This is a genomic window from Priestia sp. TSO9, assembly GCF_021029645.1.
GTDB classification, from domain to species: Bacteria; Bacillota; Bacilli; order Bacillales; family Bacillaceae_H; genus Priestia; species Priestia megaterium_E.
Map to the genome: position 1 here is coordinate 893,127 of NZ_JAJEKD010000009.1, position 25,920 is coordinate 919,046.

The 25,920-nt window shown below is 39.0% G+C and carries 26 protein-coding genes; 19 read left to right on the forward strand and 7 right to left on the reverse strand.

What is annotated here, in order from left to right:
* Positions 1-140 precede the first annotated feature (140 nt).
* Entirely contained in the window at positions 141-1,100 is a 960-nt protein-coding gene (locus tag LJC66_RS07245) for a S8 family peptidase (RefSeq protein ID WP_230932128.1), read from the forward strand.
* A complete protein-coding gene (locus tag LJC66_RS07250; protein WP_230932129.1) occupies positions 1,097-1,900 on the forward strand; it encodes an endonuclease I family protein in 804 nt (267 codons plus the stop codon). Before LJC66_RS07245 ends, LJC66_RS07250 begins: the two co-directional genes overlap by 4 nt.
* Before the next feature lie 49 nt (positions 1,901-1,949).
* Here LJC66_RS07250 and LJC66_RS07255 read toward each other — a convergent pair whose 3' ends face one another.
* The gene (locus LJC66_RS07255) at positions 1,950-2,411 is read right to left on the reverse strand and encodes a MarR family winged helix-turn-helix transcriptional regulator (RefSeq protein ID WP_050690712.1); all 462 of its coding nucleotides are present in this window, start codon (positions 2,409-2,411) and stop codon (positions 1,950-1,952) included.
* Between the two features lie 279 nt (positions 2,412-2,690).
* Between LJC66_RS07255 and LJC66_RS07260 the strand changes: the two genes are divergently transcribed.
* The 4 genes from LJC66_RS07260 to LJC66_RS07275 all read left to right on the forward strand — a co-directional run bounded on the left by LJC66_RS07260 (position 2,691) and on the right by LJC66_RS07275 (position 5,721).
* Positions 2,691-3,329 carry a biotin/lipoyl-containing protein gene (locus LJC66_RS07260; RefSeq protein ID WP_114894667.1) on the forward strand — a complete coding sequence of 213 codons (639 nt, stop codon included), beginning with the start codon at positions 2,691-2,693 and terminating at the stop codon, positions 3,327-3,329.
* Positions 3,330-3,362: 33 nt separating this feature from the next.
* Positions 3,363-4,988 (forward strand): DHA2 family efflux MFS transporter permease subunit, encoded by a 1,626-nt coding sequence (locus tag LJC66_RS07265; protein WP_050690710.1) that lies wholly within the window; start codon positions 3,363-3,365, stop codon positions 4,986-4,988.
* A gap of 61 nt (positions 4,989-5,049) precedes the next feature.
* On the forward strand, positions 5,050-5,478 hold the full coding sequence (locus LJC66_RS07270; protein ID WP_114894668.1) for a MarR family winged helix-turn-helix transcriptional regulator: 429 nt from the start codon (positions 5,050-5,052) through the stop codon (positions 5,476-5,478).
* Positions 5,479-5,523: 45 nt separating this feature from the next.
* Positions 5,524-5,721, forward strand: coding sequence for a helix-turn-helix domain-containing protein (locus LJC66_RS07275; protein ID WP_230932130.1), 198 nt, complete (start codon positions 5,524-5,526; stop codon positions 5,719-5,721).
* A 29-nt stretch (positions 5,722-5,750) separates the two neighbouring features.
* Here the strand turns inward: LJC66_RS07275 and ytzI are convergent, their stop codons facing one another.
* Positions 5,751-5,885: a YtzI protein gene (gene ytzI / locus LJC66_RS07280; protein ID WP_082178527.1), complete on the reverse strand. Its 135-nt coding sequence runs from the start codon at positions 5,883-5,885 to the stop codon at positions 5,751-5,753.
* A 128-nt stretch (positions 5,886-6,013) separates the two neighbouring features.
* Here ytzI and LJC66_RS07285 point away from each other — a divergent pair, with 128 nt between their 5' ends.
* Positions 6,014-6,181 (forward strand): YfhD family protein, encoded by a 168-nt coding sequence (locus LJC66_RS07285; RefSeq protein WP_114894669.1) that lies wholly within the window; start codon positions 6,014-6,016, stop codon positions 6,179-6,181.
* 165 nt (positions 6,182-6,346) lie between these two features.
* Here the strand turns inward: LJC66_RS07285 and LJC66_RS07290 are convergent, their stop codons facing one another.
* The 4 genes from LJC66_RS07290 to LJC66_RS07305 form a co-directional block, all read right to left on the reverse strand.
* On the reverse strand, positions 6,347-7,354 hold the full coding sequence (locus LJC66_RS07290) for a FecCD family ABC transporter permease (RefSeq protein WP_230932131.1): 1,008 nt from the start codon (positions 7,352-7,354) through the stop codon (positions 6,347-6,349).
* Complete coding sequence (locus tag LJC66_RS07295) at positions 7,351-8,361, reverse strand: FecCD family ABC transporter permease (protein ID WP_230932132.1); 1,011 nt, start codon at positions 8,359-8,361, stop codon at positions 7,351-7,353. Before LJC66_RS07295 ends, LJC66_RS07290 begins: the two co-directional genes overlap by 4 nt.
* A gap of 81 nt (positions 8,362-8,442) precedes the next feature.
* Positions 8,443-9,366 (reverse strand): iron-hydroxamate ABC transporter substrate-binding protein, encoded by a 924-nt coding sequence (locus tag LJC66_RS07300; RefSeq protein ID WP_230932133.1) that lies wholly within the window; start codon positions 9,364-9,366, stop codon positions 8,443-8,445.
* Positions 9,367-10,161, reverse strand: a complete 795-nt coding sequence (locus tag LJC66_RS07305) for an ABC transporter ATP-binding protein (RefSeq protein ID WP_230932134.1) — start codon at positions 10,159-10,161, stop codon at positions 9,367-9,369.
* Positions 10,162-10,350: 189 nt separating this feature from the next.
* On the opposite strand from LJC66_RS07305, the gene LJC66_RS07310 reads away from it, so the two are divergent.
* From LJC66_RS07310 to LJC66_RS07335, 6 genes are all read left to right on the forward strand, one after another.
* Positions 10,351-11,400 (forward strand): NAD(P)/FAD-dependent oxidoreductase, encoded by a 1,050-nt coding sequence (locus tag LJC66_RS07310; RefSeq protein WP_230932135.1) that lies wholly within the window; start codon positions 10,351-10,353, stop codon positions 11,398-11,400.
* A gap of 156 nt (positions 11,401-11,556) precedes the next feature.
* The gene (megL, locus tag LJC66_RS07315; protein ID WP_230932136.1) at positions 11,557-12,744 is read left to right on the forward strand and encodes a methionine gamma-lyase; all 1,188 of its coding nucleotides are present in this window, start codon (positions 11,557-11,559) and stop codon (positions 12,742-12,744) included.
* A 213-nt stretch (positions 12,745-12,957) separates the two neighbouring features.
* Positions 12,958-14,202, forward strand: coding sequence for a Bcr/CflA family efflux MFS transporter (locus LJC66_RS07320; RefSeq protein ID WP_230932137.1), 1,245 nt, complete (start codon positions 12,958-12,960; stop codon positions 14,200-14,202).
* Between the two features lie 117 nt (positions 14,203-14,319).
* Positions 14,320-15,162, forward strand: coding sequence for an aldo/keto reductase (locus tag LJC66_RS07325; protein ID WP_230932138.1), 843 nt, complete (start codon positions 14,320-14,322; stop codon positions 15,160-15,162).
* Between the two features lie 139 nt (positions 15,163-15,301).
* Positions 15,302-15,787, forward strand: a complete 486-nt coding sequence (locus LJC66_RS07330) for a PaaI family thioesterase (protein ID WP_230932139.1) — start codon at positions 15,302-15,304, stop codon at positions 15,785-15,787.
* Between the two features lie 38 nt (positions 15,788-15,825).
* Positions 15,826-16,074, forward strand: a complete 249-nt coding sequence (locus LJC66_RS07335; protein ID WP_028408089.1) for a hypothetical protein — start codon at positions 15,826-15,828, stop codon at positions 16,072-16,074.
* 422 nt (positions 16,075-16,496) lie between these two features.
* Here the strand turns inward: LJC66_RS07335 and zwf are convergent, their stop codons facing one another.
* Positions 16,497-18,011 carry a glucose-6-phosphate dehydrogenase gene (zwf, locus tag LJC66_RS07340; RefSeq protein ID WP_230932140.1) on the reverse strand — a complete coding sequence of 505 codons (1,515 nt, stop codon included), beginning with the start codon at positions 18,009-18,011 and terminating at the stop codon, positions 16,497-16,499.
* Positions 18,012-18,175: 164 nt separating this feature from the next.
* Between zwf and hxlR the strand changes: the two genes are divergently transcribed.
* From hxlR to LJC66_RS07370, 6 genes are all read left to right on the forward strand, one after another.
* On the forward strand, positions 18,176-18,541 hold the full coding sequence (hxlR, locus tag LJC66_RS07345; RefSeq protein ID WP_028408091.1) for a transcriptional activator HxlR: 366 nt from the start codon (positions 18,176-18,178) through the stop codon (positions 18,539-18,541).
* A gap of 198 nt (positions 18,542-18,739) precedes the next feature.
* Positions 18,740-19,381 carry a 3-hexulose-6-phosphate synthase gene (hxlA, locus tag LJC66_RS07350; protein ID WP_013056245.1) on the forward strand — a complete coding sequence of 214 codons (642 nt, stop codon included), beginning with the start codon at positions 18,740-18,742 and terminating at the stop codon, positions 19,379-19,381.
* Between the two features lie 375 nt (positions 19,382-19,756).
* Entirely contained in the window at positions 19,757-22,180 is a 2,424-nt protein-coding gene (locus LJC66_RS07355) for a GcvT family protein (protein WP_230932177.1), read from the forward strand.
* Positions 22,181-22,210: 30 nt separating this feature from the next.
* Positions 22,211-23,371 carry an N-methyl-L-tryptophan oxidase gene (gene solA, locus LJC66_RS07360; protein WP_230932141.1) on the forward strand — a complete coding sequence of 387 codons (1,161 nt, stop codon included), beginning with the start codon at positions 22,211-22,213 and terminating at the stop codon, positions 23,369-23,371.
* Between the two features lie 66 nt (positions 23,372-23,437).
* Entirely contained in the window at positions 23,438-24,586 is a 1,149-nt protein-coding gene (locus LJC66_RS07365) for an aromatic ring-hydroxylating oxygenase subunit alpha (protein ID WP_230932142.1), read from the forward strand.
* Positions 24,587-24,666: 80 nt separating this feature from the next.
* Positions 24,667-25,920: a quaternary amine ABC transporter ATP-binding protein gene (locus LJC66_RS07370; protein ID WP_230932143.1), complete on the forward strand. Its 1,254-nt coding sequence runs from the start codon at positions 24,667-24,669 to the stop codon at positions 25,918-25,920.

Sequence of the window (25,920 nt, forward strand, 5' to 3'; positions counted from 1 at the left end):
AAAACACAAACATGCGTTCTGTTTTTATGTTATAATAAGTTTAGAAGCAACAAACCTCGATGAGTAAGCTCCAAAAATAAGCGATTAAAAGTGATCCCACCATGAACTAGCTTCCATTTAATCCTGCAGGGGGAATCTGAATGAAGAGAAAAGTGCGCATTATCCCATTTCAAGTAGTTGAACAATGGAATCAATTTAATGAAGTCCCAGAAGGAGTCGCTCTAATTGGAGCAGAGCAAGTATGGAAGCAAACAAAGGGACGGGGAATAACCATAGCAGTTTTGGATACTGGCTGTGATGTTACACATCCAGATTTGCAGGAACGAATTATTGGAGGAAGAAATTTCACACACGATGATCAACAAAATCCAGATATTTTTCAAGATTATAATGGTCACGGTACTCACGTAGCAGGCACAATTGCAGCAGCTCATAATGGTACAGGTGTTGTAGGAGTGGCTCCCGAAGTGAATTTACTTATTCTGAAAGTACTTGATGAAAATGGTTCAGGTCAATATGAGTGGATTATTGAAGGTATTACCTACGCCATTAAGCAAAAAGTAGATATCATTTCGATGTCGCTTGGAGGTCCGGCCGATGTACCTGAGCTACATGGAGCGATTCAAGATGCTGTTGAACAGAATATTTTAGTTGTCTGCGCAGCGGGAAATGAAGGAGATGGAGAAGGCTCCACAGATGAGTTTGCGTACCCAGGGTCATATAATGAAGTGATTAGCGTAGGAGCTGTTGATTTAGAGAAACGATCTTCGGTATTTTCTAACTCAAACAACGAAGTAGATGTAGTGGCTCCGGGAGAGAAGATTGTATCAACTTACTTGAACGGAAAGTATGCCGCACTGAGCGGAACCTCTATGGCAACACCTCACGTAGCAGGGGCCTTAGCATTGATAAAAGTTCTTTCAAATGAAACGTTTGGAAGGACACTTACGGAACCAGAGCTTTATGCACAGTTAATCAGAAGAACACTTCCATTAAATGAATCACCAAGAGAAGTAGGAAACGGATTTGTGCACTTGACCGTCGTTGAAAAGCTGTTGCGTGAAATTCAACGTCAAATGACTTCAGAGGTGATCGGATGAGAAGCAGTTTAGATATGTTAATGATGGAAAAGCAGCAGGCAAAAGCTCTTTATCACGAATACGTAAACAATCGAAGTTATTATGATGAAAAGACGGATGAAGAAAATAAAAATCTTTATTATCAAGATACGCTCTTTGAAAGAGAAGCCATGCAAACTTTGTTAACGGAAACACATCAGCATTTGCTAAGTTATTCGCCCCATAAATATGTATATCCATGGGTGGATCTACAGGAGAATGGGGAGCTGAAAAGTCTATACTCAGGGAAAGGGATGGATCCGTTAGAAACTATACAGCAAGATATTGATCAACTTCAGGCGCTTAGTAAATCATCTTTTTCAAGCAATGATATACTGCTAAACTGTGAGCACGTTGTCCCGCAATCTTGGTTTGGGAAACAAGAGCCTATGAGAGGCGACCTGCATCATTTATTTGCGTGTGAACCTTCTTGTAACAGTAGAAGAGGTAATTCTTCTTATATTGACTTCCCGGATTATACGCCGGAAGTAAAGCAATCAGATGTGAAAGAAGGATGTGGCAAAGCAGAAAAAGGTAAGTTTGAACCTGAATATGGCAAAGGAATTGTGGCTCGGGCTACGCTTTATTTTTTAATTCGCTATCATAATAAAATTGACTCTTCGCGAGTAGATCTTCCTCTTTTACTAAAATGGCATGAAGAATTTACTGTTTCACTTTATGAAAAACATCGCAATGCAGCAATCTTTGAGTTGCAAGGCAACCGAAATCCTTTTATCGATTTTCCTGACAAAGCAGGTGCGTTAATGAGTTCTGCTTTCTAAAATAGCGAAGAGCTCCGCTTCGAATTGAAGCGGAGCTCTTTTGGATAATCTAATATGAAAATCCATATTTATCACTTAAAAGGGCATCCATTTTATTTAATAAGCGAAAATATTCTTCCTGTTCTTCTACAGTTAGAGCTGCTAGCATATCTTTTAAAAATCCATTTCGCTTCTCTGTAATCATTAAAACAAGTTTCTTTGATTCATCGGTCAGTGAAACCCATACGACTCTCCGGTCTTTTTCGTCTCGCACGCGCTGAATGAGAGATTCTTCTTCCAATTGATTTAATAAGCTAGTTGTAGCGCCCGAGGTTAAGTGAAGTTTATTTGAAATATCTGCTACCATATACTTTGTGCCGCTGGCAATGTAGTTTAAGATATAAAATTTAGTGGGTGTTAAGTGATAAGGCTGTGTTTTTAATGTTTCTTCGACTAAATGTCGCATATATTGAAAAAAAGATGTGTTAATTTGATAAAGGTGTTCAATTTTTGAATCTAAATTGTTATCCATGCTAGCTTCCATCTCCTTGTACACTACGGACATATATAAACTAACTCTAAAATAAAATGAAACAATTGTAAAGGATGGCAATGATTATCTTTAACCATCATTATTATTTTTAAATTAATATCTTTACGAAAAAATATCTTTATGATAAAGTTATTTAGGTAGTTAACCAAATAGATGATTATAAAGAAACATATCTCATAATAGATGGGGATAATACCTTTATGAAAAAGCTATATAAAAAAGTAATTTTATTAATGAATTATTAAGGAGGAGTAATGAATGTCTAGAAGTCGCTTAATGGTAACAAATTTTATTGGAATTATCGTTATTTTAGCTTTATTAATTGGAGGAGGATATTATTACGTTCAAAAATCGAACTATATTACAACGGATAACGCTAAAGTATCTGGAGATGTATACAATGTAGTTGCACCTGCAGCAGGTAAAGTAGCAAGCTGGACAGTAGAAGAAGGAAATGATGTATCAAAAGATGCTGAAATTGCTAAAATACAAGCTGAAAAAGGGTCTGTAGCTGCTAAAGTACCAGCCGATGGAAAAATTATTCAAACAAACGTAAAAGAAAATCAAATGGTTCAAGCTGGACAGCAAATTGCAACGGAAGTAGATATGAAAGATCTATTTATCGTAGCGAATATCAAAGAGGATCAGCTTAAGGATATTAAAGAAGGCGACGATGTAGATGTAACGGTAGACGGAGATAGCAGTACAAAAATTGACGGTAAAGTTGAAGAAGTGGGATATGCAACCAATTCACTTTCATCTTTAACATCGAACTCAAGCTCGGATGGAAACTACACAAAAGTATCTCAAACGGTTCCTGTGAAAATTTCTATTTCGAATTATTCAGAGCATGTGTTACCAGGAATGAACGCTGAAGTAAAAATTTCAAAAGACTAATTCATACTACAAAAGTTTAAGAAGGGAGGAAATATGATGACAGCCAGTATAGAGAACACAAGTGATGGATCCATCAAAAAGCATATTCCGCTATTGATTGTGTTAATGCTTGGTTTGTTTCTTGCGATATTAAACCAAACGTTACTGAACGTAGCCATCCCGCATTTGATTACTGAGTTTGGCGTAACGGCAAATACAGCTCAGTGGTTGTTAACGGGATATATGCTTGTGAACGGGGCATTAATTCCGCTTTCAGCTTTTTTAATTGAACGATTTGGTGTGCGTCGCTTGTTCTTATTTGCAATGGTTTGTTTTACAGTAGGGTCATTGATTTGTGGAATTGCACCTACGTTTTCGATTATGCTTACCGGCCGTTTAATTCAAGCTATTGGCGGAGGTGTCTTATCGCCTCTTGTTATGACCATTATTGTGTTTATTTTTCCTCCTCACATGCGAGGAAAAGGGATGGGGATTTTTGGTTTAGCCATGATGTTCGCACCGGCTATTGGACCAACGTTATCTGGATGGGTTATTCAAAACTATGATTGGCACATCCTTTTTAACGGCATGGTGCCATTAGGTGCCATTGTATTAATTATTGCTTTCTTTCAATTAAAAGACATTCAGCCTCCAAAGGATGTAAAAGTTCACATGCCTTCTGTTGTGACATCACTTGCAGGTATGGGATTATTGCTTTATGGATTCAGTGAAGCTGGAAATGACGGCTGGACGGATTCAGTTGTTCTTTCTACAATCATTGGCGGGGCAGTTCTTTTAATTATATTTGTTCTTCAACAAATTAAATCTGAAAAGCCGCTATTGGATATGCGTGTGTTTAAATATAATATTTTTTCTCTATCAAATATTATTAGTATTGCGATTACAATCAGTATGTACGCAGGTATGTTCTTGCTTCCAATTTACTTGCAAAATATCCGCGGATATTCTGCTTTTGATTCAGGACTGCTCTTGCTTCCTGGCGCACTTGTTATGCTGGTTATGTCGCCGATTTCAGGTACATTGTTTGATAAGGTGGGACCTCGTCCGCTAGCAATCGTTGGTATGCTCATTACATCTATTTCAACGTTTGAATTTACGAAGCTGACGATGGATACACCGTTTAATCATATTTTAGCGATTTATATTATCCGCTCGTTCGGTATGTCACTGTTAATGATGCCAATTATGACAGCGGGTTTGAATCAGCTTCCGCAGCGACTAAGCAGTCACGGAACATCAATGTCTAATACGCTTCGTCAAGTAAGTGGTTCAATTGGTATTAGTTTAATGACGACCATTTTTACGAACCGTACAACGTATCATGTAAATGAAATCAGCAGTTCTATGAATACGTCTGATCCATTCTTTATGAACAGCTTTCATTTATTTGTCCAAAAAGTAGCTGCTACTTTGCATTTATCACAAGATCAGGCTCAGCAGCAAGCGCTGAAGGTTTTATCTGGAAAAATGACGCAGCAAGGTACGATTCAAGGTATTAACGATGCCTTTTACTGGGCAACAGCAATTTCTGTTATTGGTTTAATTTTAAGTTTCTTCCTTCGTGACGTACGTAAAGATAAAGTAGTCGAAGAAAAGAAATCAAAAGCTCAAGAGGAAGATATTCGTATGCTTCCAGCTCCAAAAAGTATAAATTCATAAGGAGCTATAGAAATCTAAAGTTCATCATAAAAATGTTGGAGAGAAAGGGGCAGTGAGGCGGATGGATCCATTGATATTTGGTGAAGAAATTCAAAGAATTTCAATATCTTTAAACAAAAAAGTAATGACAAATGTAAAAAGCCTTTTACAGCATTACGGAATTACCCCTTTTCAATATCATATTTTACTGATTGTTGAACGTGCAGATACAATGCCTGTCACCAAAGTGGCAGACGAGATAAAGGCGAGCCCAAGCGTTATTACAGCATCGATTACACGTTTGTATGAACTGAATCTCGTGGAGCGCTACCATTCAAAAAGAGATCGGCGTAAAGTTATGGTCGAGCTTACAAACAAAGGGAAACAAGTGATTCAAGCTGCTGAGAAAGACATGCAGCAAGGGGTTAAAAAACTGTTTGCTTGCTATAAAGAAGAAGAACAGCAGCAATTTCTCACGCTCTGTCGACAGCTAGATGAACATGTGACTTGAACTTGAGTAGAAAAAAGTATATTGAGTTAAGCGGAGTGAGTGGAAATGAATAAAGAAACGGTAAAAAACATTCGGAAAAACTACAATATGAATCAGCGAAACTTCGCTCAAGCAGTAAACTGCAGTTTTTCTTTAATTGCACTGGTTGAAGTGGGGAAGCGAAGAGTAACAAAAAACTTGGAAGACAAAATTAAGCAAGCATTTCAATTGAGCGATCATGATTTAAAAACACTGCAAGGGTAATACAAAAAGTAGGTGTGAAACGAGCGCACCTACTTTTTTTCGTCTTGTTTTTTTGTAAGCGGATCTACCGTATGTTTGTAATCATAAGCTTTCGAAGTGGTAACTACGCACAGCAGTAAAATAACAAATACAATGATAATAGAGAGCGTAATAATGATGATCATATAAAACATCCTTTCTTTTTCTTATTACGTATGCCTTCGGTCTTATTGGTAAAATTCCTTCTTTCTCCACATAGTGCAGAAACGACAAACGCATACTAGTAACAGTCTAGAATAAAGGAGTGTTCATAATGAATGAAAAAGAGTTGAAAAAACAATTAAAAAAGGTAGCGGATTATCCTGTATCTAAAGCAGATGGAGTAGACGAAGAGTTTTCTCGTGAATTAGCAGACCAAGAGGACTTAGAAGCACAGGCTAGAGCGAACGCTGCAGATGAAAGACAAAAAAAGCAAAACTAAAGCTGAGATAAAAGTATTTTAGCCCAAGTAAAAAACGAACCACTAATCGAAATGTTTGATTAGCGGTTCGTTTTTTTTGTTATGGTGTAACGAGCGGTTCAGCTCATACATTCAATTGGTTTGTCTTTAGATTGGATTGATGTTGTTATTTCTCAGCCTCGTTTATTATTTTTTCAAAAGTAAATAAACAAAGTAAGGAGCACCGATTACGGCGGAAATAATTCCTGCTGGTACACCGTTAGGATCGGCAATGTTATGTCCTATTGTATCTGCAATCAGCAAGAGCCAGCCGCCAAGTAAAATGGCAACGGGAATAAAAAGCTGGTTTCTCGGTCCGACTAAGCCTTTGGCAATATGAGGAGCAAGAAGCCCAATGAAAGCCACGCCGCCTGTAACTGAAACTGCGGCTGCCGCTAATGCAACCGCGGCTAGAAGCAATGTTACACGCTCTTTCTCCATAGAGATACCTACTCCAATAGCTGCAGCTTCATTTAAGTTAAAAATATTTAATGAATTCGCTTTATACAATATAAAAGGAATTAATACAAGAAGCCAAGGTAGAAGAGCCCATATAAAAGGCCAGTCTGTTCCCCAAATGTTTCCTGCAATCCATTTAGCAATAAAATCAACTTTGGCACGATCAGCTGATGACATAACCACAACCATCATTCCAGAAAGAGCCATGGAAAAACCTACGCCTGTTAAAATAAGCTTTACAGGCTGCAGCCCTTGGCTTTTACTATATGCACAAAGGTAGATAAGACCAGCTGTAAATAAGGCGCCAATGAATCCTACTAACGGAAGGGCATAGACGAAAGAGCCAGCTTCAATTGGGAAAAATAAAAAGAATACAGCAATTGCGACACCTGCCCCTGAATTAATTCCTATAATTCCAGGTTCCGCTAAATCATTGCGCGTAACACCTTGTAAGATAGCCCCTGACAAAGCAAGAGCCATCCCGGCTAAAAGGGTAATGAGAATTCGCGGAAGTCGAACTGAAAAAAGGACGAACTCATCTGTAAAATTCCCTTTGCCAAAAAGAGTAGGAAACACTTTATTATAAGCAAGCGGTGCATCACCGAGCCCCATTCCTATCAAAATCGTTCCAAGAATCAGCGCAGTGAGCAGCGTCATAATTATTCGTTGTTTTCTAATAAGCGCTGGGTGAATCATGAGAATGCTTTTCCTCCTTTACGAACAATGACTAAAAAGAAAGGTAAACCAATCATCGATACAATTGCTGCTATTGGTGTTTCATAAGGAGCACTTACTGTTCGGGCCAATGTATCCGCCAGCAGCATGAACGCTGCGCCAGTGATAGCGGACATAGGGATAATATAACGATAGTCGGTTCCTACTACTCCTCGTACAATATGAGGAATCATCAAGCCGATAAATACCATGTTTCCGACCAGGGCGACAGAAGCGCCGGCAAGAAGAATCATGACAATAAATAAAATGGTTTTGACTTTGGTCGTTTGCTGCCCTAATCCTACAGCGACTTCTTCATTTAAGCTTAAAATAGTAAGCTGCCGAGAAAGCAAAAGGGCAATGAATATACCTCCAACAATAAAAGGAACAATGATTTGAAGCTGTTCCCAAGAAGTGCCTACAATTCCGCCAGCTGTCCACATTGATACATCTTTTGAAATTTTAAAATAAATACCGACGCCTTCTCCAATCGCATAAAGAAATGCTGAAACGGCAGCCCCGGCTAGTACAATTCGAAGCGGAGAAAAACCGCCTCTTTTTATAGCAGCAATCCCAAACACCAGGATTGCTCCAACTGCAGCTCCGATAAAGCAAGCAACGGTAATACCTAAGTAATTTGTAGAAGGGATAAAGGCAATTGTCACAGCTAAAGCTGCATTTGCGCCAGAAGTTAAGCCTAAGAGTCCTGGATCTGCAAGAGGGTTTCTTGTCATACCTTGCATAATTGCTCCTGATACCGATAAAGCAGCACCGACAAAAACAGCGGCGATTTCACGAGGTAAACGAATATCCCGGATGATCGAAATTTGTTCGTTTACAGTGTTTGATGAAAGTGCTAACCACACATCTTTTATAGATATGTCAGCAGCGCCAAAAACCATTGAAAGAACAAACATTGTGATAAATACGAGCAGCATACCTATTAATTTATATAAAAAAGGAATGAAACGCTGATTGTCTTTTTTCATATAACACCCATCTTTTCATGTAAGAATAAATTTAGTAAAACAAAGCAAGAGGAATTCTAAAAAGAATTCCTCTTGAATGAATTACTTACCAAGAAATTTTTGAGTAAAGAAATCTAATTGATAATCTAATGTGATTGGATCATTAAAATAAAATTCTTTTGCATTCGCTTCAAATACGTGATTATTCTTTACAGCAGGAATATTTTTGTACGTATTTGTTTTCTCAAATGATGTATCTCCATCTTGGTTTTTGCTAAAGATTAAATAATCTCCGGCATATTCAGGAAGAACCTCCGGTGAAATCGCATAGTACCCATCTTTCAAAGCCATTTCCTTTACTTTCTCCGGCATCTTTAATTTCATTTCTTGATAAAGAATTTCAGTTCCGCGTCCCCAGTTATCGCCAAACACATAAAGCTGCTTGTCAAAGTTCTCAATAACCGAAACCGTGGTATCTTCGCCAATTTTAGCTTTGATGTCAGATCCAGCTTTTGCCGCACGCTTTTTAAAGTCGTCTACCCATGATTGTGCTTCTTTTTCTTTATTTAATAGCTTTCCGATTTCTACATGCTGAGTAAGGTAATCTACTTTATTGTATGTATACGTCACAGTAGGGGCAATTTTTTTCAATTTATCAATGTTTTTTGTATTGGATAAGCCAATAATTAAGTCAGGCTTTAATTCAATGATCTTTTCTAAATTTTCGTCTGATACTTCTTCAACGCCTTTTAATTTTTTTTCAAAGCGGGGATTCATTTTAGACCATGAGTCCACTCCGACAATGTTAACACCTAAAGAAAGTACGTTACCTGCATAGGAACCTAATACAACAACACGTTTCGGATTAGCCGGAACTTTTACAGGGCCGTCTTCAGATTGATATGTAATCGTCTTGGATTCGCTGTTTCTTTTACTAGAATCGTTTTTGCTTTCAGTTGAACCGTTGCCGCAGGCACTGATAAGTAGTACGAATATGAGCATGAAGGGAAGTAGTAGTTTTTTCATTTAGTTATCTCCTCTTAATAAATTATACGTGATACACATCGGTTTATTTGTTCTCGGATCTCGTCCAATTTCAGCATCGATATGAAACACTTTTTTTAGAACGTCATGTGTGATCACTTCTTCGCAATTTCCGGCTTTGACAATTTCGCCATCTTTCAAAGCGATAACATAATCAGCGAAGCGAGCGGCTTGGTTCAAATCATGAAGAACCATTACAACTGTACGTTCTTGCTCTTTGTTTAGTTTTTGAAGCAGCTCAAGAACTTCTAACTGATGGGCCATATCTAAGTAGGTAGTTGGCTCGTCGAGGAATATAATATCGGTTTCTTGAGCTAAAGCCATTGCAATCCACACTCGCTGACGCTGACCGCCTGAAAGAGAGTCAACGAGACGAAACTTGTAGTCTTTTATGCCGGTGACTTCAAGCGCCCAGTCAATCGTTTGATAGTCTTCTTTTGATAGACGCCCAAACCCTTTTTGATAGGGAAAGCGCCCATAAGACACGAGCTCGCCAACAGTCAACCCACTCGCACTTTCCGGTGTTTGAGGGAGAATGGCCATTTTTTTAGCGAGTGATTTTGTATGTTCTTTTGAAATGTTTTCCCCATCTAAAATAACGGAACCAGATTGATGAGAAATAATGCGGGTAATGGCTTTTAAAAGCGTTGATTTGCCGCATCCGTTGGAACCAATAATCGTTGTAATCTTTTTGTCTGGAATGTTAACGCTTAAATCTTTTACTATTAGACGTTCACCATAACTAATATGTAATTCTTCTGTATATAGGCGAACCATATCTGAACCTCCGTTTATGTTTAATACAACAAATATATGATAATGATTATCAATATCGTTTTCTTTACATACTATAATTCGAACGTTTTCGTATGTCAATAGTTATTTTTATTGTCAAAACGTTGAAGAAGATGTATATTTAAATGAGAATGATAATCAATAACGATTGATTATAAGGAGTGAACGTGCATGACACAACATGAACTTTTTGATGTGACAATTATCGGCGGGGGACCGGCTGGCCTTTACTCGGCCTTTTACAGTGGACTAAGAGAAATGAAAACAAAGCTGATTGAATACCAGCCAAAGCTAGGCGGGAAGCTTCACGTTTATCCTGAAAAAATGATTTGGGATGTGGGCGGACAAACTCCTGTGGCTGGTGCAAAGCTTATTGAACAGCTTGTTGAACAAGGGCTGACGTTTGATCCAACTGTTGTTTTAAATGAGAAGATTGAATTAATTTCTCGCTTAGAAGATGGTATTTTCCAGCTAACGAGTTCTTCAGGTGAACATCATTACTCTAAAACTATTATCCTTGCTGTCGGAGGAGGTATTTTAAACCCGCAAAAGCTCAAAATTGAAGGAGCAGAACGATTTGAAGTAACAAACTTAAACTATACAGTTAAATCTCTGCAGCATTTTAAAAATAAAACGGTGATTGTTTCCGGCGGAGGCAATTCAGCCATTGATTGGGCAAATGAGCTAGAGCCCGTTGCTAAAAAAGTGTATATTACGTACCGAAACAGCGAACTAAATGGTCATGAAGCACAAGTGAGGCAATTAACGAACAGTTCAGCGCAGTGTCTGCTTAATACATCTATTACAAAATTAGTGGCTGATGCTACGCATGAATTTATAGAAAAAGTTGAACTGACTAATCATCAAACCGGTGAAATTGCTTACTTGCCGATTGACGAAGTTATTATTAATCACGGCTATGAAAGAGACACAGAGCTGTTAAAGGGCAGTGAACTACATATCAAAACTATTGATGACTATTACATTGCAGGTAATGCAGCAAGCGAAACGTCTGTAGAAGGCGTGTATGCAGCGGGAGATATTCTCATGCACGAAGGAAAAGTCCATTTGATTACAGGTGCTTTTCAAGACGCTGCTAATGCCGTAAACAAAGCAAAAAAATTCGTTCAGCCCTCCGCTGCTAAGGCGGCTATGGTTTCTTCTCATAATGAAGTATTCAAAAAACGTAATTCAGCACTAATTAAACAAATGATAAAGTAAAGCGAGGTGCAGGGTGCATGTCGCTTCTTTTTCTAGGATGGAATTATCTAAGCAAGTAGGCAGGGAACGAAAAAAGAAAAGAGAAATATAATAAAAGAAAACGCTTACATTTTTAAAAAAATGACATAGTGCTTGTGTGCATAAGGGGGAAGCCGTATGAACGAAAAAGAGAAATATCAGTTTGAAACAAAAGCCATTCACGCAGGGTATGAATCAAAACATCATTTTGATAGCTTAGCTCCGCCTATTTATCAAACGTCTACATTTACATTCTCATCTCTAGAACAAGGTGCAAACCGATTTAGCGGAGCAGAAGATGGTTATGTATATTCCCGGTTATCGAATCCAACGGTCACCATTTTAGAAGAGCGTATGGCACAGCTTGAAGAAGGAGAAGCAGCTTTGGCATTTGGATCGGGAATGGCTGCAGTATCGGCTGTATTGATTGGACTTACAAAAGCAGGCGATCATATTTTGTGTTCTAAAGGAGTGTATGGATGCACGTTTGGTCTCTTAGAAATGCTTGAGGAAAAATATCAAATCCATCATTCTTTCTCCAACTTGGAAACTGAAGAAGAAATTCTTGCTGCTATCAGAAAAGATACAGCATGTATTTATATTGAAACACCGATTAACCCGACTATGACTTTAGTAGATTTAGAGTTAGTTGCTTCTATCGCCAAACAAAAAGGAATTCCTGTGGTAGTAGACAATACCTTTTCAACTCCTTATTTGCAGCAGCCGCTGAAGCTTGGATGCGACTTAGTCATTCATAGCGCAACAAAATTTATTAGTGGACACGGAGATGTTGTTGCAGGAATTGTAGTAGGGAACAAAGAGGTTATTTCCGTACTGCGCAAAACGACGCAAAAAGATATCGGAGGCATTCTTTCCCCGTTTGATGCGTGGCTGTTACTTCGCGGGTTAAAAACACTGGCCGTTCGGATGGATCGTCACTGTGAAAATGCTGAACACATCGCAAAACAATTAAGTCTCCACCCCAAGGTGAAAGCCGTTTATTATCCAGGTGATAAAAAGAGCACTGCTTATTCTCTCATGCAAAAGCAAATGAAAAAGGGAGGGGGGCTTCTCTCTTTTGAAGTGGAAGGCGGTTATGAAGAAACCGTAAAAGTGGTTAATCAGCTTAAGCTCATTTCCATTGCGGTGAGTCTTGGAGATGCTGAAACACTTATTCAGCATCCTGCCTCGATGACGCACGCAGTCGTGCCGGAAGAAGCTCGAAAAGAAATGGGAATCTCAAATGAACTCCTTCGCTTATCAGTTGGGCTGGAAGCATGGGAAGATATTATGAGAGATTTACAGCAGGCATTAGATAGTATATAACAAACGCTCAAACAACGCTTGAAGTATCTTAAGGATATTTCAAGCGTTGTTTTTTGAATATCAACTGCATGTCATCACTCATAGATCTTTTTTTGCGAGTGGAACTTTACCTACATCTTTAGACAAATGTCCTAGACAGAAGAGATGCCTTTCAATAGACTAAGTGTTATCTGTAAAAATACAATATTTAGGTAAGGAAGGTGCTCTGCTATTATGCTTCATAATCCAACTGGAAAAAAACGTCTAGGATTGGCGTTTCTCCTCAGCACGCTTGCGATATTAGGTCCGCTTAATATCGATATGTATTTGCCAAGTTTCCCTGCTATTGCTGATCATTTAGATGCGCGAGCTTCACTTGTACAGCTTAGTTTAACATCGTGTTTACTAGGCCTTGCCATTGGTCAAATCGTGATCGGTCCAATCAGTGATGCGAAGGGACGAAAACGACCTTTACTCATTTCCATCTCTTTATTTATGATATCGTCATTGCTCTGTGCTTTGGCTCCTACTATTACAGCTTTAGTCATCGCACGCTTTTTACAAGGGTTTACCGCTTCGGCAGGAGTTGTTCTTTCTCGCGCGATTGTCAGAGACGTTTTTAGTGGAAGAGAGCTTACGAAGTTTTTTGCTCTGTTAATGGTTATTAATGCCTTTGCACCAATGATAGCACCAATGGCCGGAGGTGCTATTTTACTTCTTCCTTTTGCAAGCTGGCATACTATTTTCTTGTTTTTAAGCTTAATAGGCCTTTTAATTGTTTTAACAATTTCAATGCGTTTAAAAGAAACTTTGCCAATTGAAAATAGAACGCCAAGTTCAATTGGTCATTCCATTCGCACGATGGGCAGTTTATTACAAGACCGTTCTTTTATTGGGTATGCCTTAATTGTCGGACTGGTCCACGGAGGAAGCTTTGCTTATGTATCAGGCACTCCATTTGTCTATCAAGGGATCTACCATGTTTCTCCGCAAGTTTTTAGCATTTTGTTTGGCATTAACGGCTTGGCCATTGTGACTGGAAGCTTTATTATTGGGCGCTTTAGCGGAATTCTTCATGAAAGAAGCCTGCTTCGCATTGCCGTGATTACGGCTGTAAGTGCTACTAGCGTACTTCTTATCATGACCATGCTTAAAGGGCCGCTTGCTACGCTTGTAATTCCCATTTTTATTTACATGATCTCTATAGGAATGACGATCACAGGCTCGGTGACATTGGCAATGAAAAATCAAGGACATAGAGCGGGAAGTGCGAGTGCCGTATTAGGGATGCTTCCACTAACTTTAGGATCAATTGTTTCTCCTTTAGTAGGTATTAACGAAACAACAGCGATTCCGATGGCTGCCATTTTATTTAGTACGGCACTTTTAGGTTTTGTAGCTTTCTTTACGTTAACTAAAAACAAGAAAGAAACAGAAAAGTGCGAAGTTAATGAGTTTAAAACGGAGGTTTCTCCGTAATCACTTTTTTGACTTGTTGAAAGCACTGCTCTTTTTAAAAAAGGGAAGGTGCAAATTTATTCAAGTATTGGATAATATATGCTAACCTTAAGGCATGATCGAAAGGAGTGGATAATAATGAGTAAAGTAATTCCTGAAATAACCCTTAATGACGGGGTAACCTTGCCTGCTATAGGTTTTGGTACATACAAGCTTAACGGAAATGAAGGAGTCAACGCTATAACGAGTGCGATTGATGTAGGGTATCGTCTAATTGATACGGCTTATAATTACGAAAATGAAGGCACCGTGGGTCAAGCTCTTCGAAGAACACCGGTTTCTAGACAAGAACTATTTGTTACGTCTAAACTCCCAGGGCGATACCATACGTATGACAAAGCAATTCCTACTATCCAAGAATCTTTATATCGCGCGAATTTAGACTATTACGATTTGTATCTTATTCATTGGCCTAATCCTAAACAAGATCATTATGTAGAAGCTTGGCAAGCATTGATTGATGCGAAGCGCTGGGGCTTAATCCGTTCAATTGGTGTTTGTAATTTTCTTCCTGAGCATATTGAGCGCTTGGAAAAAGAGACCGGCATTTTACCAAGTATCAATCAAATAGAACTGCATCCTTTTTTTAATCAACATCAATATCGAAATTGGTATCAGGAGAAAAACATTCAAATTGAATCTTGGAGTCCACTAGGGCGTGCAAGTGCTGTTTTAGAAAATGAAACAATTAAACAAATTGCCGACCATCATAATAAGACAGTTTCACAAGTAATTTTGCGATGGCATTATCAGCTAGGGGCGATTTCAATTCCAAAATCGTCATCTCGCAAGCGGCAGCTTGAGAACATATCCATTTTTTCATTTTCTTTAGATGAAACTGAGATGAATATGATTTCAGAATTGAACCGCGAGGATGGAAGGCTTAATAATCAAGACCCCGCTGCTTATGAAGAATTTTAACTATAAAGCCTCACTTATTTTTTAAGTGAGGCTTTTCTTCTATGATTTTTCATTATGTAAGACTGAAAATAGTCCGTTTAGTTCTAACGATTGTAGGAGAAAATGTGTTAAAATATTCCGAAAAAAGGAGTGGTGAACCATGGGAAAAGTAGTGAAAGCGATTCAAGACGAATATCCGGATGATTTTGCATGGTGTTATGGCTGCGGCCGATTAAATCAGGACGGCTATCATTTTCGGACAGGATGGCTAGGAGAAAAAACCATTACCCTTTATACACCTAAGGCTGAACATACAGCCATACCAGGATTTGTTTATGGCGGACTTCTTGCATCACTGATTGATTGCCATGGAACAGGCTCTGCATCTCTTGCTCTATATCGTAAAAATGGCTACGAAATAGGAGATTCAGCAGAGCCGCCTCGGTTTGTTACCGGTTCTCTCCATGTAGATTTTAAAAAACCAACGCCACAGGGTGAAGTATTAAAAGCAATAGGAACGGTTGAAGAAATTCACCCGAAGAAATGGAGAGTTAAAACAGAAGTATACGCGAGTGACATCATTGTTGCGACCGGAGAAGTTGTGGCAGTTGTTATGCCAAGTACGTTTAAACGCAAAGAAGACTAAAAAATGCAAAACAGTTACATAAAAAGGGAGGAAAAGGTATGGGTAAATGTAATTTAGACCACTCGGTAGAAGATGTACAGCAAAAGTTTAACTCGCAGTCACAATGGCTGCCAGAAGATATTCGCTCGTTATTTCATGAGTTTCTCGTACGAAACCCTTCGCAAACAACATTAAACGAGATGTTTCATTTGCTGAAGAAATATGATTTGGTTGATGAACAAGAAAGAAAAGAGCGAGATCGAAAAATCAAATGGCTGATATTAAATAAAGAAGATACGAAGGCTTAATTTTTTAAGTGACATAGATTTAGCCAATTGAAGGTATTTGAAACATTGATAAACGAGATTAAGATATAACTACATTAACCCAATCTAAAGACGAACAAATTGAATACATGAGCTAGTATCGACTGCTTGTTACACCGAAGTTGATTTCCGTGCAAGACTTCGCTTTCCGCGGGCGGCCGGTAAGCCTCCTCGTCGCATACGCTCCTGCGGGGTCTCACCTGTTCCGCTTTCCCGCAGGAGTCTTCGTCTTGCCCTCCAATCAACAACTAGAAGCAGCTACATACAGTAAACCTACGTTTACGACCACAATGAAAAAATCCGAACGAGGTCGATTCTCCATCAAGAATCTCGCTTCATCGTTCGGATCTTTCTTCAAATAAAATACTTTTACCCCAGCCTCTTTTTAACGAGGTTAAAAGTAATCACCACCACTTAAACCCATCGTCTTCTAACAAATGATTTGAAGCTGCTGGTCCCATTGTACCCGCAGGATAAAAATGAAGAGGAAAGCGTTCATCATTAAAAACTTCTAAAATAGGTTGCACCCATTTCCAAGATAATTCAACTTCTTCCCAATGAGCAAAAAATGTGGAGTCTCCCTGTAAAGCATCAACTAACAGCAGTTCATAAGCTTCGGGTACTTCTTTTTGATTTGTTGAGAAATTGATAAAAATAGGTTCGATTTTATTGTCATTCAAAGGGTTTTTGCTGTTTAATTGCAGTGATATACCTTCATTTGGGCTTATTTCGACAACCAAAAGGTTGGGAATAACTTCTTCATCTGTATAAACATCCTTTAAAGGATGTTTAAATTCAATGACGATACGCGTGCATTTTTTACTCATTCTTTTTCCTGTGCGAAGATAGAAAGGTACTCCTTTCCAAAGCTCATGATCAATCCATACCCGCACTGCTATAAATGTGTCATTAACGGAAGCAGCATTGATGCCGCGCTCATCTTTATATCCTATAACGGAACGATTTTGGATTTTTCCCGCTTCGTATTGACCTCTTATAACGTTCGAATGGATAAACTCTTTTTGTAGAGGGCGAAGGCTTTTCATAATTTTTATCTTTTGTTGGCGAGTCTTTGCGATGTTAAGTGTCTTTGGCAGCTGCATGGCAGTCATCATAAGCATTTGAAGCATATGGTTTTGGAACATATCCCTAATTGCACCGGACTGATCATAGTAAGGCGCTCTTTCTTCCACACCAACTGTTTCACTAGCTGTAATTTGAACATTTGCAACGTAGTGATGATTCCATAGTGCTTGTAAAATAGGGTTTGCAGATGCTAGAGCCTCCAAATTTTGAATCATGGGTTTTCCCAGATAGTGGTCGATACGATAAATCTCTTCTTCATTGAACGTTTCAGTAAGCTTTTGATTTAACACTTGAGCAGATTGTATATCGTGTCCGAAAGGCTTTTCGATAATAAGACGTTTCCAGCCTTTTGTAGATCCCAATCCGCCGCTATTTATATTTGAAGCAATAACGTCTACAAATTCAGGAGCCACTGATAAATAGAAAAGACGATTTTCAGGAATATTTAATTCTGCTTCGCCTTCTTGAATAGCATGCAGCAACTGTTCATATCCATCACTATTGGTAACATCCATTTTATGATAGCGAACTGTCTTAAGAAATTCTCTTATCCTGGATTCACCTTGTCTAAAGCGCCTTGAAAAAGTCTTTGCTGATTCTTCTACATATATTTGAAAGGCATCATCAGACCAGTTGCTTCTATCCGTACCAACAATAGAAAAGGAAGAAGGAAGCTTTTTATCTAAAAATAAATTATATAACGCAGGAAAAATTTTTCTTTTAGCTAAATCTCCTGTTGCTCCAAATAAGATAAAGGTCATGGAATCCACTTCTAACGCTTGTGGTGAATGAGACTTGAGACAATTATCACGTGAAAGAGCTACACTGCCCAATTGATCTCCTCCTTTATTTTAACGGTCTAGTGCAGTGAATATAGTCTTTTATCACCTTTACAGATTACAGTATAGCAGGTACAATTTTCCTTTATAAGTAGACACTTTATTTTCATATAGTGTCTAAAACTATACTATTACGCATAAAAAGGGAGGAAAAACGATTGAGCAGACTTTTTAGCAAAACGTTTAACTGTGAAAAGGAATTAACGTTAACGATTATTGGAGGCAAGTGGAAAATGTTGATTATGTGGCACCTAGGAAAAGAAGGAACGAAACGATTTGGGGAGTTAAAGTCCATGATGCCGGGAATTACTCAGCGAATGTTAGTAAGTCAGCTGCGAGAATTAGAAGAAGATCAAATCGTTCACCGAAAAGTCTATCCGGTTGTCCCTCCAAAAGTCGAATATTCCTTGACTGAACACGGGAGAAGCTTGATGCCTATCCTTAAGAGCATGGATGAGTGGGGAAAAAATTATATGGAAACCGTTATAGAGCCTGAAATGAACAATTCCAGCCATATGGGTTAAAATCTTTTGTTCAAAAGGATAAAACCACCCTTATTATTCAGAATTTTCTATAAATAAAAATGATACGCTGCATTGAAGCGTCCATAGTATATTTTTAGTGACTATATGTTTTAAAAGTGCCTACTTTTTTTTTGAAAGTAACGGTTTTACAATGAATTCATGCTAGACAACCCCATTTAATGAAGGAGTGAAGTCAGTATGGAACTTCAATTAGCATTGGATCTTGTAAATATTTCAGAGGCAAAAGAAGTAGTGCAGGAGGTTCAAGAGTATATCGATATTGTAGAAATTGGAACTCCAGTTGTGATTAACGAAGGGTTAAAAGCAGTCAAAGAAATCAAGGAAGCCTTTCCGTCTTTAAAGGTATTAGCTGATTTGAAAATTATGGATGCAGGTGCTTATGAAGTAATGAAAGCTTCTGAAGCGGGAGCTAGTATTATTACCATTCTTGGCGCTACTGATGATTCGACTATAAAAGGCGCTGTAGAAGAGGCCAAAAAACAAGGAACACAAATTCTTGTTGATATGATTAATGTAAAAAACCTTGAACAACGTGCAAAAGAAGTCGATGCACTCGGTGTTGACTATATTTGTGTACACACAGGGTATGATCTTCAAGCTGAAGGAGAAACCCCGTTCGAGCAGCTTCAAACGATTAAACGAGTTGTGAAAAATGCAAAAACAGCGGTGGCAGGGGGCATTAAACTGAATACACTTCCTGAAGTTGTGCAGTCACAGCCGGATCTTGTGATTGTAGGCGGGGGGATTACAAGTGAAAAAGACAAAAGAAACGTTGCAGAAGAAATGAAAAAAGTAGTCAAACAAGCAACTTTGGTCTAAAAATAAGCAAAAGTATTTAGACCTTCAAAATTAATTAATCGGTAAATGGTTGAAAAAGAAGATAGCTAAGTTATTTTAGCTATCTTCTTTCCGTCATTTTTAGTATAACCATCCATTGATAAGAGTCATTTTGATAGATAGATAGATAGATAGATAGTTTCTTTAAAATTCGTTATTCGAAAGAAAAAGACGACGGTTTATCTGGGGTTTTAAAGTTAAGAAAGCGTTATCCGAACATTAGCGAAAGAAAGTGCAAAAAAAATCTATGTCACACTTTTTAACAAAATACTTTGAAAATTATGAATATTAAAAATATAATTAACTATCGACAATATTTAACATCTTTAAACCAAAAAAGGAGGGAGATATAAAGTGATGGAACATAAGAGGATAGTAGTGATAGGAGCTGGAATTGTCGGGTGCAGCATTGCCTACTATTTAAGTAAAATGGGACAAAGAAACATAACAGTGATTGAGCAAGGCCCTTTGTTTGAAACGGGAGGATCTACTTCTCACGCTCCGGGGCTTGTATTTCAGCTTAGCTTTTCAAAAATCCTTACAACACTAGCTTCTCAAACAGTCGAGACCTTTAAAGAGTTGAGTACAGATGAACAGCGCTCGTTTTATCCTGTCGGCAGTTTAGAAGTTGCCCGTACATCCGAGCGATTAGAAGACCTAAAGAGAAAGGCTGGTGTTGCTAGCACATGGGGAATCGAAGCTTTTCTTCTTTCACCGCAAGAATGCGCAGAAAAAAATTCGCTGATTTGTCCTGAGCGTATTTGCGGAGGTCTCTATGTTCCGTCAGACGGTATTGCCAAACCTTTGCATGCCGTTGATAAAATGACTCGTTTTTCTAAGGAGTGCGGAGTAGAATTTTACGGTCATACAGAAGTGACGAATATCGAAGTGACAAATGGTCAAGTAAAAGCAGTGTACACGAGCGCTGGAAAATTTGAAGCAGATGTAATCTTGTGCTGTGCCGGATTTTGGGGACCTCGCATCGGAGAAATGGTCGGTGTAACGATTCCTCTTCAGCCAATGGCTCATCAATATGTGTTTACAAATGATTTACTTGAATTAAACGGAGAAACGGAAGAAGCGGCGACTCCTCTTATTCGAGATCAGGATAATGCAATTTATTTTCGTCAGGTAGAGAAAGGGCTTGGGATTGGATCATATCAGCATGAGCCGTTTCCAATCGAACTCAGTGACATTACAAAATACGGAGAAACAAAAGAAATGCCTTCTGTTAAACCTTTTACACCAAAAGATTTTGAAAAACCGTGGGAAGATTCAATGGAACTAATTCCGGCATTAAAACAAGGGGGGATAAAAAAAGGAATAAACGGCATTTTTTCCTTCACACCTGATGGAATGCCGCTGCTTGGCGAATCACAAGCAGTAGGGGGATTTTGGGTAGCCGAAGCCATATGGGTAACGCACTCTGCAGGTGTCGCTAGGCAAATGGCTGAATGGATGATGAATGGTGCACCGACTGTGGATTTGGAGCTATGCGATATTAATCGTTTCGATACGTATGCATGCAGCCCTGTTTATTACAAACAGCGGTCTATTGAAGAGTATGAAGAGGTTTATAGCATTCATCATCCATTTATGCAGCGAAAAGTATCGCGAAACATGCGCGTAAGTCCATTTTATATGCGTCAGCAAGAACTAAAAGCGTATTTTAACGAAAAAGCAGGGTGGGAGCAGCCGCAGTGGTATGAAGCTAACTATCCGCTTATATCTACGTATGAAAAGAAGATGGTAATAAGAAAGGGGTGGTCCGCTGAATATTGGTCACCGATTATCGAGGCTGAACAGTTGCATACTCGTCAGTACGCAGCGATTTACGATACAACGGCAGCAAAGAAAAGGTTGGAAATTAAAGGGGAAGGAGCTCTCCAGTTTTTACAGAAGCTAACGACAGGAAATATAGACATTACAGTAGGGCAAAGCATACGTACGTGTATGTTGCATGAGCGAGGCGGCATAAAAGATCAAATAACGGTTATTCGCAAAAATATATCCACTTTCTTGATTGTTTGTACGGGAGCCGTAGAAGCAAGCTGGATTCAAAAACACGTGCCTCAAAACGGTCAAGTTGTTTTTCAAGATGTAACGTCAGGGACATGCAGTATAGCATTAATTGGTCCTAAAGCTACAGGAGTAATGAAGTCCGTGGTTCAACGCTCAGACCTTAGCAGCACTTGGATTGAAGGACAAGCGAAAACGATGTTTATCGAAAATATTTTAGTTCTTGCTCTGCGTGATTCCTACGGGGGAATGGAGAGCTGGGAGTTGATTACGACTTCTGATCAAGGCCTGAATTTATGGGATTTATTAATTGAACAAGGACAGCCTTATCAGCTGATTGCCGCGGGAGACCGTGCTCTTGAAAATCTTCGAATTGAATCTTTTTCGTTAAAAAGCGGGAAAGACTTTTGGAGCGAGCATCATCCATATGAAGTTAACCTTCATAAAATGGTTGATTTAACAAAACCATTTTTTATTGGAAAAGAGGCATTGCTTGATCGTCAGCGAAAAGATTCTGAAACAGTATTAGCGACGCTCATATTAGATGATCCTTCAGCGATAGTAATGGGATATGAACCGGTCTTTTATGGAGAAACAGCCCTCGGATTTGTGACAAGTGCCGGCTATTCATACAGCTTAGGAAAAGGAATTGTACACACTTTATTATCTCGAGCTGTACATGAAGAGATGGTTTTAGAAGTCGAATACTTTGGTCAGCGTTATAAAGCAACAATGATGACACACTCCCCGGCAGTAGTTTAATTGATCAATCGAAAGACAGGAGGAATGCAGATGTCAACACATTATGATGTCATTATTATCGGATTAGGAGCTATGGGGAGTACGGCTGCTTATCAGCTCGCCAAAAAAGGTCAGCGGGTATTGGGGTTAGAACAATACGGTCCCGCTCATGACCTAGGATCGAGTCACGGCGGTTCTAGAATCATTCGACAGTCGTATTTTGAAGACCCTGCTTACGTTCCATTATTGCTTCGCGCCTACGAATTATGGAATGAAATTGAAAGAGAAAGCGGTCAAGAAATTTTTACGGTTACCGGTGGACTTATGATGGGACCTCCTGATAGCTTGACGGTTTCTGGAAGCATCGAAAGCTCTAAACAGTGGAATCTTGCGTATGAGATTCTAGAAGCAAAGGATATTTACAAACGGTTTCCGGCGTTTACACCTTCACCTGCTACGGTTGCTCTATACGAAGAAAGAGCTGGATTCGTTAGGCCGGAAGCGAGCGTATATACTCACCTTCTTCAAGCAGAAAAGTACGGAGCTGAGCTTCATTTTTTTGAGGAAGTGGTGTCGTGGGAAGCTCATCCTTCTGGTGAAGGCGTGCGCGTTGTAACAGCTAATGGAATATATGAAGCTGGAAAAATCATTATTTCTGCAGGCGCCTGGGCACCTGATTTATTACGGGATTTAGGTGTTAGCTTACAAGTAGAGCGTCATGTGCAAATGTTTTTTGAACCAACACAAGGAATAGATATTTTTTCAGTGGGAAAACAGCCGATTTATATTTGGGAAGCAGATGATTATGTACAGTTGTATGGTTTCCCTTCGTTTGGATTAAAGGCTGAAGGAGCAAAAGTGGCGTTTTTCCGAAAAGGAACAGCGTGTACGCCGGAAACGATTGATCGAAATATATATGAAGACGAAGTGAACATGATGCGGCACTACCTAGCTCAAGGTATTCCGCAGCTTAACGGTCGATTTTTACAAGGGAAAACGTGCATGTATACCAATACACCAGATGAACATTTTGTCATTTCACTGCATCCTGAATATCCTCAAGTTTCGATTGCAGCGGGATTTTCTGGGCATGGATTTAAGTTTGCAAGCGTAGTAGGAGAGATTTTAGCAGATTTAGTGATAGAGGGAAAAACTAATCACCCAATTGATTTGTTTACTCCACAGCGATTTGCGGCGAATAAAATAGTATAAATCGTCGTTAGCTCTTGCGAATGGTTCTATTTAAATGTTTCTAAAGAAGCGAAGGAGGAATAGTAGATGGTTATGGAACATGGTTTAGTGAATGATAATGGGAGACTTGAGCCCACGTTGAAAGGAGAGCTGTATACATCTTCGGACATTTTTAAGTTAGAAAAAGATCATATATTTTCTAAATCATGGAGTTTAGTTGCATTTGAATACGAAATAGCAGAGCCGGGACAATATATTACGACGAGAGTTGAAGACGAAAATATTTTAATTACTAGAGGAAAAGATCACGTGCTGCGTGGATTCTTGAACGTATGTCGGCATCGAGGAGCTAAGCTGTGCAGCCAAGCATCCGGTAAAGCAGGTGTGATTCGCTGTCCATATCATTCGTGGAGCTATAGCTTAGATGGTGATCTAGTAGGTGTTCCTAACACAAGCCACTGTCGAGAGGAACTCGTGCATAATGAAAATTATGCACTAACATCCGTTCACATTGAAGTGTGGCACGGCATGGTTTGGGTTAATTTATCTGACAATCCTATGTCTGTTGAATACCAGCTAGACGCACAAATTTTTGATCGTTTTGGAGAACTTTATACGTTTACTAGATATGAAATTCAAAACTTGAAATCTGCTCACCGTGAAGAATATGAAGTTGAGGCAAACTGGAAGCTTATTGTAGAAAACTTTCAAGAGTGTTATCACTGTTCCTCTATTCACCCTGAACTTACGGCAACGCTGCCTGAATTTCGTTCGGGAGTCGGCACTCAAAGTTCCGTGGGAGGCGGAGCTAAGTTTGGGGATGAATTAGAAGCTTTTTCAATCAGCGGGAAAGGAAGCCGCCCTATGTTAAAAGGATTGCTTCCTGAAGATGACCGCACGTATTTTGGCATTACCGTTCTGCCGCTTGTATTTATCAATTTAACACCGGATCACGTTATTATTCATCGTATTATTCCAATTAGTGCGGAAAAGTCTAAAGTGATTTGTGAATGGTTATTCGACCCGGAGGAAATGGCTAAGCCTGATTTTGACCCAAAAGATGCTGTGGAATTATTTCACCGCGTGAATTTACAAGACTTTGAAGCGTGTGAGTGGTGTCAAGAAAATATGAGCTCAAAATCTTACAAAGAAGGAGGTATTTTAGTACCTATCGAACAGCACGTTTCTCATTTTTACAATTATGTATTGGAAGCAATCGGTATGAAGGTCGAATAGTAAGTAGAAGTGGTCTGACACGTTACTTTGAGGTGTCAGACCACCTCTAACAATCTACTTTAAAATAAGGGGGAAATAAATTGAGTACAAGCTCTAAACTAACAGAACCCATTATCCGAGTTACCGATGTTTCAAAAGTATTTGGTCGCCAAAAAGAACAGGCTCTTAAGCTACGAGAAGCTGGACAAAGTAAATATGAAGTCGAACAAGCTACTAAGACAACCGTTGCTATTTACAATGCTCATTTCGAAGTGAAAAAGGGAGAAACCTTTGTGTTAATTGGATTATCAGGAAGCGGGAAATCTACTTTACTTCGATGCTTGAACGGGCTTGTAGAACCGACAGAAGGGACGGTATATCTAGAAAACACAGATATTTCTCATATGCCAAAAAGACAGCTTCAGGAAGTCCGGAGAAATAAAATTGGGATGGTCTTTCAAAATGTGGGCCTCCTTCCAAACCGCACTGTGATTGACAACATTACGTTTGGTCTAGAGATACAAGGTGTATCAGCAAACGAAAGAGAAAAGCGAGGGAAAAAGGCGCTTGAAATGGTGGGCTTAAATGGACAAGCTTATAAAAGAATTTATGAATTATCAGGAGGTATGCAGCAGCGGGTTGGACTAGCAAGAGCTCTTGCTTCTGAACAGGAGATTTTGCTGATGGATGAGCCTTTTTCAGCTTTAGATCCTCTTATTCGAAGAGATATGCAAAAGCTATTTCTTGATATTCAGGGAGAAGTACAAAAAACAGTTATTTTTGTGACGCATGATTTGGATAAAGCATTAACTTTAGGCCACCGGGCTGCCGTGGTGAAAGACGGGGAAATTGTACAGCTTGGAACCGCTGAAGATATTTTAAGTCAACCGGCAACTGATTATGTAAAGCTGCTTGTTCAAGACGTTAATTACGGCAAAATTCGCCTTGCTAAAGACGCGGTGATTCCGGTAGAAACGGCTGCCTATGAGTATGAATCACCGCAAGTCGTATTAAGAAGAATGAGAACCAATCATTTATCTACTATTTTTGTTCTTGATAGCGCTGATCGCTTATTGGGCTTAATGAGCATTTATACGGTGATGGAGCTGATAGAAGCTCATAAGCATGATTTAAAAGGAAAAGAAATGACACAGCCGCATTGTGTTAATCCTGATATGTCTTTACAAGAAATGATTCCTCTATTTACAGACAGTCATTCGCCTGTAGTCATTGTTGATAACTATCATCGCCTACAAGGTATGATTTCCCCAAGCACTCTTATTGCAAATCTCACTGAACGTACTTCAGTGACCGAGCAACAAGAAGTTAAGTCATATCAAATGGAGGTCCGATAA